Genomic DNA, 14,519 nt, shown 5'->3' with positions numbered 1-14,519 from the left:
ACTTTGGACTAACGGCAAAGCAAAAACTCCTTCGCGTTCACGAGGCTCCAGGCGATGTCTTCCAGGGCGAGGCGGCGGTCTTTGGCGGAGGCGAGGAGGGATTCGATGACTTTGGATTCGTCGCCGGTGGGGGCGCGGGTGAGGAGGGACCAGTAGAGATCGCGGGTGACGGCGGCGTTGTCGGGGTTCTTGAGCAGCGAGTAGAGGTGGTTGTATTTCTGTGAGACGACGCTGCTGACGATGGGGCCGCTGATGAACTGGAAAATCTGGCCGATGGAGGTGTCGGCGCCACGTTCGCATTCGCAGCTCAGCTCGCGTTTCGGGCGGCCGAACTGGACGAGGAAGGCTTCGGGGGACATGGGATCTGGACTGCCGCGGCCATTGGCGGGGCCGGGGATCTGGCCCGCACGGAGGCCGCGGTCCCAGTCTTTGAACTGCGGGGTGACACCAAGTGAGGTGTAGAGCGAATCGATGAGCTGCTCGGCGCTGAGGCGGCGGGGCAGGTGATGGGAGTAGTTGGCGAGATCGGCGGCGTTGGTTCCGTTGGGCGCGCTGTCGAGCTGATAGGTGCGGCTCAGCATGATGGTGCGGATGAGATGGCGCAGATCAAAGCCGCTGCGGACGAGATCGTGGGAGAGTTCTTCCAGAAGCTGCGGATGGCTGGCGGGGTTGGTGAGGCGCATGTCATCCACGGGATCGACAAGGCCGCGGCCCATCAGGTGGTACCAGATGCGGTTGGCCTGCGCCTTGGCAAAGAGCGGGTGCTGCGCGCTGGTGAGCCAGCTCGCGGCGGCCTGGAGCTCGTCTTCTTTTTCGGCGAGCTTCGGCATGTCGGCACCGAGGAAGCGGGCCTTTGCCACATCGCCGGTGCGCGGGTTTTCGATGTTCAGCTTGGCATTGAGGAAGACCACCTGCTCGCCGTTGAACTCATGCTTGTCGCTCTTGTCGCGGGGCTTGATGTTCTCGAGGATCTTGTAGTCCACCTGGGCGAAGACGGCGGACCAGTTGTAGTAGTCGTCCTGCGTCCAGCGGTCGAAGGGATGGTTGTGGCATTGCGCGCACTGGAGGCGGGTGCCGAGAAACACCTGAGCCGCCGTGGTGGCGCGAAGTTCGGGCGTGCGGTTGGCGCGGTAGAAATTCGTTTCGGGCTCGTGATAGGTGCTGCCGCGTGAGGCCAGCATGGCGCGCACCATTTCGTTGATGGGACGGTTCCGCGCGATGCAGCCGCGAATCCAGCCGTGGAAGGCTCGCAGGCCTTTGGTGTCCAGCGTGCGGGATTCGACCTTGAGAACGTCGGACCATTTCAGCGTCCAGAAATCGGCAAACTCGGGGCGCACCATGAGGCGGTCGATGAGACGCGCGCGTTTGTCGCGGTGCGTGTCTGCGGCAAAGGCGCGGGCTTCATCGGCGGGCGGGATGATGCCGCAGAGATCCAGCCAGGCGCGGCGGACGAAGACCTCGTCGCTGCACAGGGCGCTGGGGTTCATGCGCAGGGTCCTGAGCTTGCCGAAGATGTGGGAGTCGATGTAGTTGTCGCGGCGCGGATTGCTCCAGGCAAAGGCGGCATTCGCTTTCACAAAGGTCAGGCGCACCGTGGCGGATTGGTTGAGGTAACGCACGAGCACGCCCGGCTCGCCAAACTGCAGGCGTTTCACCAGGCCGCCGCGGCTCACTTCGACCAGGCCGTTCTGCAGCGGCTCATAGATGGCGCGGTCGGTGATGTCGCGCTTCGTGCCATCGGCAAAGGTGGCTTGAACAGTGATTTGTACCTTGTCTTGGGGTTCGTCCAAGACGCGTTCGGTGGGCGTGACGGTGAGCTTGGTCAGCTTGGGGGCGGTGCTGTCATCGCGCGGCAGGCCTGCGGCGATCCAGCTCCGCAGCACCTGATACTCCCAGTTTTTCGGATCGAGCTTCTTGCCGCCCTCATGCGCGATCTGGTTGGCGCCTTTGACGAGGATCAGGCTGCGCTCCGGAGCGAAGAGATCCACACGGCGGCCGGCGGCATCGCGGGCGAGGGCCTTGAAGTCGAAGTCCGCATCCTGGCCGCGGAGGGAGAGCTTGAAGCCGCCTTTGCCCGTCGCATTGCCATGGCAGGTGCCGAGGTTGCAGCCGGCTTTGGAAATGGCGGCCATCACATCATTGCGGAAGGACACAGTCTCGGCGGCAGACGCCGACGACAAAGCGACGGCGCTGAGTGCGCAAACCAAGCTGGGTACGAAGCGATTCACGGGGCCGCAGATAACGGCCTGGGAGCAGGTTCTCTTCCAATCAAGCAGGGCAAAACGCCCCGCTCAGCTCTTAAAACGGAATGTCGTCGTCTTCCATGCCGTCGGTGATGGGGCCTTCACCGAAATCATCATTCTGGGGCGGGGGAGCAGGGCGCTGGGCCGGACGCTGCTGCTGGGGGGCTGGGCGCTGGGCCGGACGCTGCTGCGGACGGTTGTAACCACCGCCGCCACCACCACCACCACCGCCGGAGTAGCCGCCTTCGTCATCGCCACCTCCGCCGCCACCTTGATTGCGGTCGCCGCCGGGGCTGCCGAGGAACTGCATCTGCTCGCCGACGACGCGCATGCGGGTGCGCTTCTGGCCGGTCTGCTTGTCCTCCCAGGAGTCCATCTGCAGGCGGCCTTCGATGAAGACAGGGCGGCCTTTGTGAAGGTATTTGCCGGCGAGTTCCGCCATCTTGGCCCAGAGGACGACGTCCACGAAGGTTACTTCCTCCACCTTTTCACCGCTGTCGGAGGTGTACACGCGGTTCACGGCGAGACCGATGTCGCAGACCGCGCTGCCTTTGGGCGTGTAGCGCACTTCGGGGTCGCGGGTCAGATTGCCGATGAGCATGACTTTGTTGTAGGAGGCCATAATGGGGCATCTTTGCCGCCCCCGGTGCCTGAGGGCAAGAATTTTGTCATTCTCCTGACGCTGGAATCCGTGCGATGGTGAAGGCTGATGCAGGAACTTATCGATGGCTTCATCCTCCACCTGGCGACCGAGCGCGGCCTGTCCGCGAACTATCAGCTTCTGGTGCGCCGGGTGCTGGAGGCGTTTGCCTCGTGGTTCCAAACGAAGCATGACTCCGCCAGCGTGGCCGCCGTAACGACGGAGCATGTGGGAGGCTACCTGGCCCAGCGGAAAAAGGACGGCATCGCGGCGTCCTCGGCGCGAGTGGAGCTCATTGCGCTGAAGATCTTTTTCCGCTGGCTCACAGCGCGAAGAAAGATCGCTGTCGATCCTGCAGACCCCATTCTGCCACCGAGGCAGGAGAAGCACCTGCCGGATTCTTTGAACGAGCAGGACGTGCAGAAGCTCGTCGAATCCGTGAATGGCACCGCGCCGCTGGACCGGCGGGACCGGGCGATTTTAGAGCTGTTTTACGCCAGCGGGGTGCGCCTGTCAGAGCTGGCGGACGCGCGGCTGGAGAACCTCAGCCTGGAGGAGGGCTGGATCCGTGTGACGGGGAAAGGCTCGAAGACACGGCTCTCGCCAGTGGGCGGCGCGGCGCGGGAGGCCATCGCGGCCTATGTGAAGCATGCGCGGCCAGAGCTGGTGGGGCCGAAAACGCAGAGCCACCTATTTATTTCACGCAACGGGACCCAATTGACGACGGCGCGCATTCAGCAGATCGTGAAGGAACGGGCGGAGCTGTGCGGGCTGGATCCGGCGCGGGTGCATCCGCATTTGCTGCGCCACAGCTTTGCCACCCACCTGTTGAACAACGGGGCTGACCTGCGGGTGATTCAGGAAATGCTGGGCCATGCGGACATCTCCACCACGCAGATCTACACGCATGTGGATCAGGCGCGGCTGAAGGAGGTGCATCGGAAATTTCACCCGAGGGCGTGAGCGGCCACCTCGCCCATGCGGGCATAGACTTCGCGGCCTGCGCGGCTGTGCTCCACCAAATCGTCCGCGAAACGGATTTTCCCGGGTTCGAAAATCGTGATGAAGCAGGAACCGCCGAAGCGGAAGTAGCCTTTTTCGGCGCCTTTCTCGACGGGGACGCCAGGCTTGTAGGTCTGGATGATGGAGCCCACGCAGGTGGCGCCGACTTCGAGAAGAAGGACATCACCGAGGGCAGGGGTGCGCAGCAGGGTGATCTCGCGCTTGTTTTCCCAGTGGATGCTGGCGCGGCGGCGCAGGGCGATGGGGCTCACCGAATAGAGCGGGCCATTGATGAGGCGGGCGGGCCCCGGCGTGCCGGCGCATGGGAAATGGAAGCGGTGGTAGTCCACCGGGCAGAGGCGGGAGATGAGCATGCTGCCGCGGGCGAAGCGGGTGGCGAGGGAGTCGTCCCGCAGGAGGGCGGCAAGGTCAAAACGGGTGCCTTTGACGAAAAAATCGGTGCAGGAGGCGATGTCTGGCAGCACGAGGTGACGGCCGTCAGCGGGGAAGGTGATGACGTCATCCCCCGGAGCGATGGGGCGGGCCTGGGGCTTGAGCTTGCGGTAAAAGAATTCGTTGAAGGTGCGGAAGGAATCCGGGGCTTCGGCGAATTCGCTGGTGTCCAGGCCGTAGGTGGCCAGAAAGGGGGCGATCTTGGCCCGGCTGGCGGGAGCGTCCATGCGGCTGCCGTACCAGCGGGAGAAGGCGGAGCGGGTCACCAGCGCATGCAGGGGGAGGGAACCGAGGGGATTTTCATAGGTAAAGCGCAGGAAACCCTCCCCGTACACCGCCTCCGTTTCGAGGCGCTGGGTGAGGCGGTTGAAGAAAGTGATGGGTTCGGCTGGCATGGGGACTTGTTCACATAATGCCAAGCCAAGAAAACGCCACACGAACAAAAGTGGCGACAAATCCGATTCGAGGCATAGTCGCGGCCCCCTTCCAGCCTGAAAAGTATGACCGAACCCGAACCCATCACCGACAGCCAGACGCCAGAAAACAGCGGCCTGGTTGACCTTTCCGATTTGAAACTGATGCCTGCGTGGGTGGGCGAGTTCGGCAAGGAAGATAAAATCAAACAACGCTATGCCGATGCCGAAGACCGCCCGCAACGCGGTGGCCGTGACGACCGCCGTGGCGGTGGCGGCGGCTTTGGCGGCCGTGATGATCGCCGGGGCCCGCCTCCGCGCCGTGATGGCCCTGGCGGTGGCGCTCCGCGTCGTGATGGTCCTGGTGGCGGCGGATTCCGTCCGCGTGGCGAAGGCGGCCCCCCGCGCCGCGATGGCGATGACCGCCGTGGTCCGCGCCGGTTTGGAGATCGCGACCGTGGCGGCCCGCCGCAGCGTGAGTGGGTGGAGATTCCGAAGGACGTGCAGGTCACGATCTTCCCTGACGACAAGTCGGTGGACGCCCTGGCCGCGCACGTGCGCCAGACGGGTCATGCCTTCAGCATGTTTGACGCCGCACGGCTGGTGCTGGCGGGTGGCGACCGATTCATGGTGCGCTTTCGCTGCGCGGAAGAGCGCGCCACGGGCCTCTACCATGTGCCTGCGGACGGCAGCCTTTTCCTCTCACGGGATGAAGCGCTCAATCATGTGCTGCGCAGCGCAGCGCTGGATGAGTTTTACCGGGTGGAAGAGATCGAGCTCGAGGCGCCGAAGGGGGAATTTGCCTCCGTGGCCGTCTGCGGCATGAGCGGCGAAATCATCGCCCCGCCGAGCCATCACAGCTATCAGACAGGTGTGATGCGGCTGCATCGTGAGCGGTTTTCCAACATGTCGCTGGAGGATTTCAAACGCCGCATTCGCGTGGAGGCCAATCCGGAGCTCGTCGCGAAGTGGAAGGAAAACATGAGCAAGGGCCGCCGCTGGGTGTGCCTGAAGGGCGAGGTGCCGGAGGGCGGCGAGCCGCTGGCGCTCAACTCCCGTGCTGACATGGAGGCGCATTTCCGCCGCACCTTTGGCAATGACGCCGTCATCGAAGTGCGTGACGCCACGGTGCCGGGGAACATCGACAAGCAGAAGCTGGCGCATGTGTTTTTCATCATGCTGCGCCAGGCGGTGGACGCCGCGCGGAAGCATCTCTTTGAGATTTCGCAGAAGCTCGGAGCCGGGCTGGAGCGCCGGGGCATGAAGCTGTTCAAGCGCCGTGCGGGCAAGCAGTTCGTCTGCCGGGTCAAGCCGCGTGCCATCGAGCCGGGCATGGTGTTTTCAGACCGCCTCGCGCTGATCGTGGAGCACCTGAAGACCAGCCATGGCATGCCCATGCAGAAGCTGGTGGAGTCGATTGTGCCTTCACCTGAAGCTCCGGAGGGCACCGACCCGAATGCGCCGAAGCATCCCACGGACGAGCAGATCGCGGTGATCAAGGACATCCGCTGGCTGGCGAATGAAGGCTACGTGATCGAATACAGCGACGGCATGGTCTTCCTGGGCGTGCAGGGTGAACCTGCGGGCGCGAAGAAGGAGGCCCCTGCTGCGAAGGAGGCGGCGGAAGCGGCCGCTCCTGCGACTGAGGCGCATGCTGAAACCGCGGCTGAAGTGGAGGAAGAGCTGGCGGAGCCGCCGTCTGACGTGGCGCCGGTGGAGGAGTCCATGGCCGAAGAACTGATGGCCGAAGAGGCCCAGGCCGCGCTGGCGAATCCCCAGGTGGAAGAACCTGTGAAGGCTGAAGCTGCTCCCGAAGCGCCTGCGAAAGAAGCCGAACCCGCGCTGACGAGTCCTCCCGTGGAGGAGTCGATCGCGGAGGAAGTGCTGGCGGAGGCGGCCGAAGAGAAGCTGGCGGAGTCGTCGCAAGACGAAGCTGCTGCTCCCGAGGCTGAGAAGGCGGAAGAAGGCGCGGCTTGATTTTCATCATCGAGAACCTTCGGGTGCTTTCGAATGTCTGCTGATATTCGGAAGCATTCCGGCCTGCGGAAAGCGGCAGCTGCGCTCATTCTTCGCTTCGCGACCGCACTCCAAATCTGCCTGAGTGGCGGTGAGCGTGCGCTTCCCAGAGCGAGCTAGAGCCCGCGAGTACTTTCCACGGCCCAGAGCATCTTCACGGTCTGCACGGCGGCCTTGACGTTGTGAACGCGGAAGAGCTGCGCACCACGCTTCATGCCGGCGGCGATGCAGGCCTGGGTGGCGGCATCGCGCTCCAGGGCGGGAATGCCCAGGACGTCTCCAATGACCGTCTTGCGTGAGACGGGCAGGAGGAGAGGGCGCTCGAAGCGATGGAGGCGCTGCAGCTCGCGATAGATCGTGAGGTTGTCGTCCTTCTGCTTGGCAAAGTCGATGCCGGGGTCGAGCAGGATGTTTTCGCGTGGCAAGCCCACGCTTTCCGCCAGCACGAGGCGCTGCTCGAAGAAGTGGTCCAGCGTGTCCATGATGCTGTCATACTGCACATGGGTGTGGGGCACCTTGGGCTGGCCCACGCTGTGCATGATGAGGAGCCCGGCGTTGTGCTCGGCACAGAGCTTGGCGTTGAAGGCGTCCGGGAGGCCGCTGATGTCATTGATGAGGTCGCCGCCCTGCGGCAGCACTTCGGCGATGACGTCGCTGCGCCAGGTGTTGATGGAAAGCAGCGGGGCATTGAAGCGGGAGGCGAGCTCCGGCCATTTGGCGAGGAAAGGGAGCAGGCGGTCGATCTCCTCCGAGACGCTGATGGCCTCGCGGTTGGTGCGGGCGCTTTCCGCGCCAATGTCGATGATGTCCGCGCCCTCCTGAAGCTGCTGGCGCGCCTGGGCCAGCGCCAGGGTGGGATCCAGCGTGCCGTCTCCGCAGAAGGAGTCGTCATTGATGTTCACGATTCCCATCACCAGCGGGCGGCGGGGAAACTCGATGCGGTGCTGGCGAGCCTGGAGGATCATAACGGCCACTTTTCTGGAAGAGGAACCACCTTCCGCTGGCGTTTTTCAAAGCGCACGGTGGTGGTGTAGCCGACGCTGCGCACGAGGTCGAGCGCCTGGTTGAAATCCAGGCCGACGTCGGTGGGGACGTGGGCGTCTGAATTGATGACAACGGGGACTTTGGCGGCAAAGGCCATCTCCAGCATTTCGCGGGCAGGGTAGATTTCACGCACGTCCTTGCGCAGGCCGGCGGTGCTCACTTCGAGAATGCCGTTTGTGTCCACCAGAGCCTGGATCACGGGCTCGTAGTAGTGGCGCAGATCTCCTTCGGGGCGCAGGCCAAAGCGTTTGGCCAGGTCCGGGTGGGCGTGGAAGTCGAACTGCCGGGTGCGGATCATCTGCTCGTAGAGCTTCCAGTACATGCCCCACATGTGCTCGATGTCGGAGGCGGTTTTCCAGCGGGAGACGTGCTTGGGATCGTCCACGGCGATGCCGTCGTGGATGTAATGCACGCTGCCGATGAGGTAGTCCCATTCAGCCATGGAAGTGGTGTCATCGATCCACTTTTGATGCCCCTCGATGTGGTCGCACTCGAGCGCGAGACGGATGGGAAAGTCTGGCAGCGCGGCGCGGGCTTCCTCCACCAGCTCAAAGTAGCGCGGCAGATCGGAGAGAGGCATGCGCCAGTTGTCATAGATCTCCGGCATGGGGTTGTGGTCTGACAGGCCGATCTCCGCGAGGCCGATGCTCCGGGCGTGCCGCGCGTAGTCCACAGGGTTTCCCTCCGCATGCAGGCAAAGGGGGGTGTGGGTGTGGTAGTCGGTGAGCATGGGAGTTTTTCGCTGCATTGGGCGCGCTGGCAAGTTGATCGCGGCGTCATTTGCGGCATGGAAAGAGATCATGCCCACCCTCAAAGCTTTCATTTTCGACCTCGACGGCACGCTGATCGACTCACTGGCGGACATTGCGGAGTCGATCAACCGGATGCTGGATGCGCGGGGCTACCCGCGCTGTGAGAAGGAGGTGTTCAAGCAGATGGTGGGGGACGGCATGGAAAAGCTGGTGGAGCGGGCGCTGCCGGAGGCGGTGCGGAGCGAGGAGCTGATCAAGGTCTGTGTGGAGGAGTACCGGGCGCAGTATGACCTGCTGTGGCAGGAGCAAACCCGCCCGTATGAGGGCATCGTGGAGATGCTGGCGGAACTGAAGGGCCGGGGGGTGAAGCTGGGCGTGATCTCGAACAAGGCGCACCGTTTTACCGTGCCGATGACGGAGCATTTCTTTGGCGCAGCGGTGTTTGACCACATCCTGGGCCAGCGCGCCGAGGTGCCGCGCAAGCCGGATGCGGCGGGGGCGCGGGAGATGGCGGCCTCTCTGGGTCTGCAGACGGAGGAGATGGCCTACGTGGGGGATTCGGGGATCGACATGCGCTTTGCGCGGAACAGCGGCATGCGGGCGGTGGGGGTGCGCTGGGGGTTCCGCAGCGAGGCGGAGCTGGTGGAGTGCGGAGCGGAGGTGCTTATTTCACGGCCTGCGGAACTGTTCGATCTTTGCTGAAAATATTGTTTCCGCTGGTACTTGAGGGCGGGAAACAGGCCCCTTAGTGTCCGGCGCTGTGAAATTAAACACCTCCCTGTCTTTGACGCGCGCCGGGCTCATGCTTGGCGCTGTATTGCTGACCCCATCCTGCCAGCTCTTCCGCAAGAAGCCGCCAGCGCCGCCCCCCGAGCCTGTGAAGGCGGAGTGGAAGTATCCCGGAGAATGGACCGGCGGCAGCAAGCCCATCACACGGATCGTTGCCAACGTGGACGTGCAGCGCGCGACATTGTACAGCGGCAACGACGTCGTGGGCTGGACCTATTTTGCCAGCGGCATCCCCAGCTTCCCCACGCCCACGGGTGACTTTAAGATCCTGGAGAAGGTGAAGGACAAAGTGTCCAACCTCTACGGCAAGGGCTTTGATAAAAGTGGCAAGCTGGTGAACTCGGACTTCAAGCAGGGCCGAGACCTGCTGCCGGAGGGCGGCCATTTTGAACCGGCCAAGATGACCTACTTCATGCGTCTCACAGGAGATGGCGTGGGCATGCACATCGGGCCGATTCCGAAGCCTGGGCGCCGTGCCTCGCACGGCTGCGTGCGCCTGCCCTCGAAGATGGCGCCGATCCTCTTTGAGCACACGTCCGTGGGCACGCCGGTGACGGTGACGGGCAATGGGCCGGACTACCAGACTTACCTGAAGCAGTCCGCCGAAAAGGCGAAGGCCAATGCGGCGAAGCTGGCGGCTTCGAAAAAGAAAGCCGCGGAAGCAGCCGCGGCGGCGGTCGCAGCCACGACGCTGGCTCCGGATGATCCCAATGGTCCGAAGGGCGGAGTGGTGACGCCGGCGGCGGGAACGACACCTCCGCTGGGAAGCCCCCCTGGCACCCCGGCTTCACCGCCCGTCGAAGTGAAACCCGCGGAGCCGGCCAATCCAGCGCCGCCACCGGGGACCAACTGAGTGGAATGATCTTATGTCAGAGGGGCGGCTGTGATGGCCGCCCCTTTTTGCAGCCATGGCTGCGTGGTTTCCTCCCATTGCGCGCGCGAGACGGAGGGCTTCGCAAGGAAGGAGGATTTGCGGACTGCGAAACGCCTGGGGTGCGGGGTTGGCGCCGGGCTCATCTCGCGGAGCGAGATGGCTCCTTGCCGCGGGAGGCCTCGAATGACGCGTCGTTGGCATCCACAAAAAGGCCCGGCAAGCATCGAAGCCTGCCGGGCCATGAAGAGTGCGGACTCGAACCGCCTGCCAGGAGTGCCTGGTTACTTTTTGCCGCCGGCGGCTGCCGCGGCCGCGACGGCCTGGTCTGCCTTCAGGCGTTCGATTTGAGCATCGAGCACCTGGCGCTTGAGGCTGGTGCCGGACTTCTTCGCGTACCAGAGCACGAGCGGGGAGGCGATGAAGATGGAGGAGTAGGTGCCGAGCAGCACGCCGATGGTGATCGGCATGGCGAACTCCAGCATGGCCGGATTGCCGAGGAAGAGCAGCACGATCATCGGCGCGAGCGCGGTCGGGCCCGTGAGGAGGGTACGGGAGAGAGTCTTGCAGATGGCCTCGTTCATCATATCGCGCATGCTGCCGCCGGAGCCCTTCTGAATGGTTTCGCGGATACGGTCAAACACGACGATGGTGTCGTTGATGGAGTAACCGGCGATGGTGAGCAGGGCGCCGACATGAATGACGCTGAGCTCCTGGCCAAACAGCACGCACAGGCCGGGAACCATGAGCACGTCATGGAACAGGGCGACGATGGCGCCGAGGGCGAAGGCCACCTCGTAGCGCATGAGCAGATACACAAAGATGGCGACGAGCGCGGCGAGCATGGCCCAGAACGACTGCACGGCGAGCTCGTCCCCGATCACGGAGCCGACGGTGGCGATGCTGGTGCCGGCGACGACGTCGCTCTTCCATTTGCCGTTGATGGCGTGCTGAATCGGGGCGCCGCTGTGCTCTTCGCAGCGGATGCTGATGTTCTCCGCGCCGGTGGCGTCGCTCTTGCGCTGGATGTAGTAGGTGCCGATGTCCGTTTTGCCGTCATCCTGCTTGAGCCCTTTGAACAGGGCGTCGAGCGCGGAGTCCGGGATTTCCTTTTCCTTGTCCTTGACCACGGTCACGTCCACACGGCTGCCGCCGCGGAAGTCGATGCCGAAGCTTGCGCCGCCCTTGTAAGCCAGGGTGCCGAAGGAGATGGCCGTGACGACGAGGGAGGCGATGATGAACTTGGGAGCGGAGGAAAGGATGTCGAAGACCTTGTCCGGAATGATCTTGGTGGTGTGGATCTTGTGAAGGATGCCCTTGTCCACCACCCACATGAAAATCACGCGGGTGACGATCAGCGCGCCGATCATGGAGGAGATCAAACCGACCATGAGAGTGACGGCGAAGCCTTTGACCAGGCCGCCGGAGATGACGAACAGGATCACCGCGGAGATGAGGGTGGTGATGTTGGAGTCGGCGATGGCGGAGAAGGCCTTGTCATAGGCGGCCTCCAGCGCCCCGACGAGGGTCTTGCCCGCCTCCATTTCCTCACGCAGTCGCTCGTAGATGAGCACGTTGGCGTCCACCGCCATGCCGATGGTGAGCACGACGCCGGCGATGCCGGGCATGGTAAGGGTGAAGCCGAACAAGGCCATGGCGCCGAAGAGGATGGCGATGTTGATGACCAGGCCGACAATCGCCACCAGACCGGCGAGGCGGTAGATGAACATCATGAAGCAGGTGGTGATGACGAGGGCGGCGATGCCGATCCACTTGCCCTGGTCGATGGAGGACTGGCCGTAGGCGGAGGAGACCGAGCTCTCCGAGAGGATCTTCATCGGGTTTTGCAGCGGATTGCTCAGCAGGGTGGCCAGGGTGTCCGCCTCCTGGTCGGTAAAGCCGGCGGCGCTGCCGCTGGAGATTTCCGCGTGTCCGCCGTACTGCCTGGCCTTCAAGACCGGTGCGGAGTGGATCTGACCGTCCACAATGATGGCCATTTCTTTCTGGAAGTGCACGGCGGCCAGTTCATCGAAGAGCTTGGCGCCCTGGCTGTTGAACTGGAGGGCCACCTTGTTGCCCTGGGCATCGACGGTGCGGTAGGCTTTGGAGACGTATTTGCCTTCGATATCCGGTGTATCGCGGACGAGTTCGGACCGTTTGATGACGTTGCCATCCTTGTCGGTGGTGGGGGTGTAGGGCATCTCGACCCAGCCTGGCTCCTTGAGGCCGCCGCGGGCCTTGATCTGCTCCAGCTTGGCCTGGCTGTCAGGATGCACCCGGCGGAACTCGAGATGCGCCACGGTCTGAATTTTGTCGCGCACATCTTTGATCTCTTCCTCGGTGATGCCGGGCATCTGCACCACGATGCGGTCATTGCCTTCCGGCTGAAGGGTCAGATCCTTTGAAGCGTCCGGATTGAGGCGCCTTTCCAGAATTCCAATCGCCTGCTGCACATCGCTGCGGGTCACGGCCTTGGGGCTGCCATCGTCATTTTTGCCCGGAGAGAGCTGAACCACGAACTCGCTGCCGCCCTGAAGGTCGATGCCGAGCTGGAGCTTCATGGCCTTCACCGTGTAGATGGCGGCAAAGGCGGTGAGAGCGATGAGGAGGGTGCCCACCGAACGTTTCGTCTTATGCACCGCGGTGCCGACATAGGCGAGCAGCAGCATGAGAAGAGTGGCACCGACAAAGAAGGTGGCGAAGGAATTCATGGACAGGTTGGCTGGTGGGTTGGGAAAATCAAAAAGGGGGCCGCTCAGGCGGTGGTCGCTTCCACGACGTCAGATTTTTTCGCCACGGCGGCGATCTTGACGCGCTCAAACTCAACTTTGACGTTGTCGGCGATTTTGACCATGACGGTGCGGTCTTTCACACTGGTGAGGATGCCGTGGACCCCGCTTTCCATGACGACGTGGTCGCCCACGGAAACGCTGGCGATGAGCGCCTGATGCTCCTTCATGCGCTTCTGGCCCGGGCGGATGGCCACGAAGTACATGATGACGAACATCAGGATCATCATGATCATGGGATTGCCAAGCGGGCTGGCGCCTGCGTCTCCTGCCTGTGCTAGAAGAAGAGGAGCGATTTCGAGGGAGAGTAAGGTCATGATTCGGTGGCTGCGGTGGGGGACTTGTATTTCGCGATGACCTCTGCCCGGAACTCGGCGAAACAACCCTGTTCGATCGCTTGACGTGCCCTGGACGTGAGGGACGCGTAGAAATGCAGGTTATGCAGAGAAATCAACCGCAAACCCAGAATCTCCTGGGCCTGAACCAAATGGCGGATGTAGGCCCGTGAAAAGCCCTGGCAGAGGGGGTGGGTGTCTTCGGAAATGGGGCGGAAGTCCTTCGCGTAGCAGGCATTCCGCAGATTCATCATGCCCTCGTGGGTGAAAGCGGTGCCGTTCCGTGCCAGGCGGGTGGGCAGCACGCAGTCAAACATGTCGATGCCGCGGGCGATGAGCTCGATGACCTGGGGCGGGGTGCCGAGGCCCATGGCGTAGCGGGCCTGACCGGCCGGAAGGTGGGGGGTAACCCATTCGGCGATGCGCATCATGTCCTCCTCCGGCTCTCCCACGCTGAGGCCGCCGATGGCGTAGCCGTCAAAGCCCATGGCCACCAGCTCCCGGGCGGACCTTTCGCGCAGCTCCTTATAGACACTGCCTTGTACAATGCCGAAGTGCTGCTGCGCGCCGCCGCCAGTCTGCGGACGGTGTTCGTCGATCCAGGTGCGGCAGCGCCGCGCCCAGCGGAGGGTCAGGTCGAGGCTCTTTTCCGCCTCTTTGGCCTCGCAGGGGTAGGGGGTGCATTCGTCAAAAAGCATGGCCACATCGGAGCCCAGGGTGGCCTGGATCTCCATGGAGGTCTCCGGGCCGATGAACATGGGGGTGCCATCCAGGTGGTTCTGGAAGTGGCAGCCCTCCTCTTTGATTTTCCGCAGTTTGGCCAGGGAGAAGACCTGGAAGCCGCCGCTGTCTGTCAATATAGGGCGGTCCCAGTTGGCAAAGGCGTGCAGGCCGCCCGCCTCCTTCATGATCTCCATGCCGGGGCGGACAAAGAGGTGGTAGGTATTGCCGAGGATGATCTGAGAATTGAGCGCTTTCAGCTCGTCCGGGTGCATGGCCTTCACCGTGCCCTGGGTGCCCACGGGCATGAAGACGGGGGTCTCCACCACACCATGAGGCGTCGTCAGCCGGCCGCGGCGGGCGTGGGACGAGGGATCGGTGGCGAGGAGTTCAAAAGACATGGGTTGGCCGGAAAAAGGGCGCGGAGTCTCGCCGATGTGGGGATCGGACGC

At 63.3% G+C, this 14,519-nt stretch carries 12 protein-coding genes; 4 read left to right on the top strand and 8 right to left on the bottom strand.

Translation table 11 applies throughout. The annotated features are described in order from the left end of the window. Positions 1-8 precede the first annotated feature (8 nt). Entirely contained in the window at positions 9-2,228 is a 2,220-nt protein-coding gene (locus ACILSQ_RS28700; RefSeq protein ID WP_395747136.1) for a DUF1549 and DUF1553 domain-containing protein, read from the bottom strand. Between the two features lie 70 nt (positions 2,229-2,298). After that, positions 2,299-2,865 carry a single-stranded DNA-binding protein gene (locus ACILSQ_RS28695; protein WP_395747135.1) on the bottom strand — a complete coding sequence of 189 codons (567 nt, stop codon included), beginning with the start codon at positions 2,863-2,865 and terminating at the stop codon, positions 2,299-2,301. A gap of 87 nt (positions 2,866-2,952) precedes the next feature. On the opposite strand from ACILSQ_RS28695, the gene ACILSQ_RS28690 reads away from it, so the two are divergent. Then, positions 2,953-3,846, top strand: a complete 894-nt coding sequence (locus tag ACILSQ_RS28690; RefSeq protein ID WP_395747134.1) for a site-specific tyrosine recombinase XerD — start codon at positions 2,953-2,955, stop codon at positions 3,844-3,846. Here ACILSQ_RS28690 and asd read toward each other — a convergent pair. Beyond that, entirely contained in the window at positions 3,831-4,733 is a 903-nt protein-coding gene (gene asd, locus ACILSQ_RS28685) for an archaetidylserine decarboxylase (protein ID WP_395747133.1), read from the bottom strand. The genes ACILSQ_RS28690 and asd overlap by 16 nt on opposite strands. A 105-nt stretch (positions 4,734-4,838) precedes the next feature. Between asd and ACILSQ_RS28680 the strand changes: the two genes are divergently transcribed. Continuing rightward, positions 4,839-6,728, top strand: coding sequence for a hypothetical protein (locus tag ACILSQ_RS28680; RefSeq protein WP_395747132.1), 1,890 nt, complete (start codon positions 4,839-4,841; stop codon positions 6,726-6,728). 155 nt (positions 6,729-6,883) lie between these two features. On the opposite strand, the gene folP is transcribed toward ACILSQ_RS28680, so the two are convergent. Both folP and ACILSQ_RS28670 read right to left on the bottom strand, forming a co-directional pair. Then, positions 6,884-7,732, bottom strand: a complete 849-nt coding sequence (folP, locus tag ACILSQ_RS28675) for a dihydropteroate synthase (protein WP_395747131.1) — start codon at positions 7,730-7,732, stop codon at positions 6,884-6,886. Next, positions 7,729-8,541, bottom strand: a complete 813-nt coding sequence (locus ACILSQ_RS28670) for a histidinol-phosphatase HisJ family protein (RefSeq protein WP_395747130.1) — start codon at positions 8,539-8,541, stop codon at positions 7,729-7,731. Before ACILSQ_RS28670 ends, folP begins: the two co-directional genes overlap by 4 nt. A 70-nt stretch (positions 8,542-8,611) precedes the next feature. On the opposite strand from ACILSQ_RS28670, the gene ACILSQ_RS28665 reads away from it, so the two are divergent. Both ACILSQ_RS28665 and ACILSQ_RS28660 read left to right on the top strand, forming a co-directional pair. Further along, positions 8,612-9,265: an HAD family hydrolase gene (locus ACILSQ_RS28665; protein WP_395747129.1), complete on the top strand. Its 654-nt coding sequence runs from the start codon at positions 8,612-8,614 to the stop codon at positions 9,263-9,265. Between the two features lie 115 nt (positions 9,266-9,380). Then, entirely contained in the window at positions 9,381-10,205 is an 825-nt protein-coding gene (locus ACILSQ_RS28660; protein WP_395747128.1) for a L,D-transpeptidase, read from the top strand. A 302-nt stretch (positions 10,206-10,507) separates the two neighbouring features. Here the strand turns inward: ACILSQ_RS28660 and secD are convergent, their stop codons facing one another. The 3 genes from secD to tgt are packed head-to-tail and all read right to left on the bottom strand — an operon-like array spanning position 10,508 to position 14,468. After that, positions 10,508-12,934, bottom strand: a complete 2,427-nt coding sequence (gene secD / locus ACILSQ_RS28655; protein ID WP_395747127.1) for a protein translocase subunit SecD — start codon at positions 12,932-12,934, stop codon at positions 10,508-10,510. 44 nt (positions 12,935-12,978) lie between these two features. Then, the gene (yajC, locus tag ACILSQ_RS28650) at positions 12,979-13,329 is read right to left on the bottom strand and encodes a preprotein translocase subunit YajC (protein ID WP_395747126.1); all 351 of its coding nucleotides are present in this window, start codon (positions 13,327-13,329) and stop codon (positions 12,979-12,981) included. Further along, positions 13,326-14,468, bottom strand: a complete 1,143-nt coding sequence (gene tgt / locus ACILSQ_RS28645) for a tRNA guanosine(34) transglycosylase Tgt (RefSeq protein ID WP_395747125.1) — start codon at positions 14,466-14,468, stop codon at positions 13,326-13,328. The genes yajC and tgt overlap by 4 nt, the downstream gene beginning before the upstream one ends. Positions 14,469-14,519: the final 51 nt, after the last annotated feature.

Origin of the sequence: Prosthecobacter sp., assembly GCF_044227185.1 — a bacterium.
In the GTDB taxonomy this organism is placed as follows: Bacteria; Verrucomicrobiota; Verrucomicrobiia; order Verrucomicrobiales; family Verrucomicrobiaceae; genus Prosthecobacter.
Note: the sequence above shows the minus strand (reverse complement) of the source record. Positions and strands in the feature narration are given on the sequence as shown.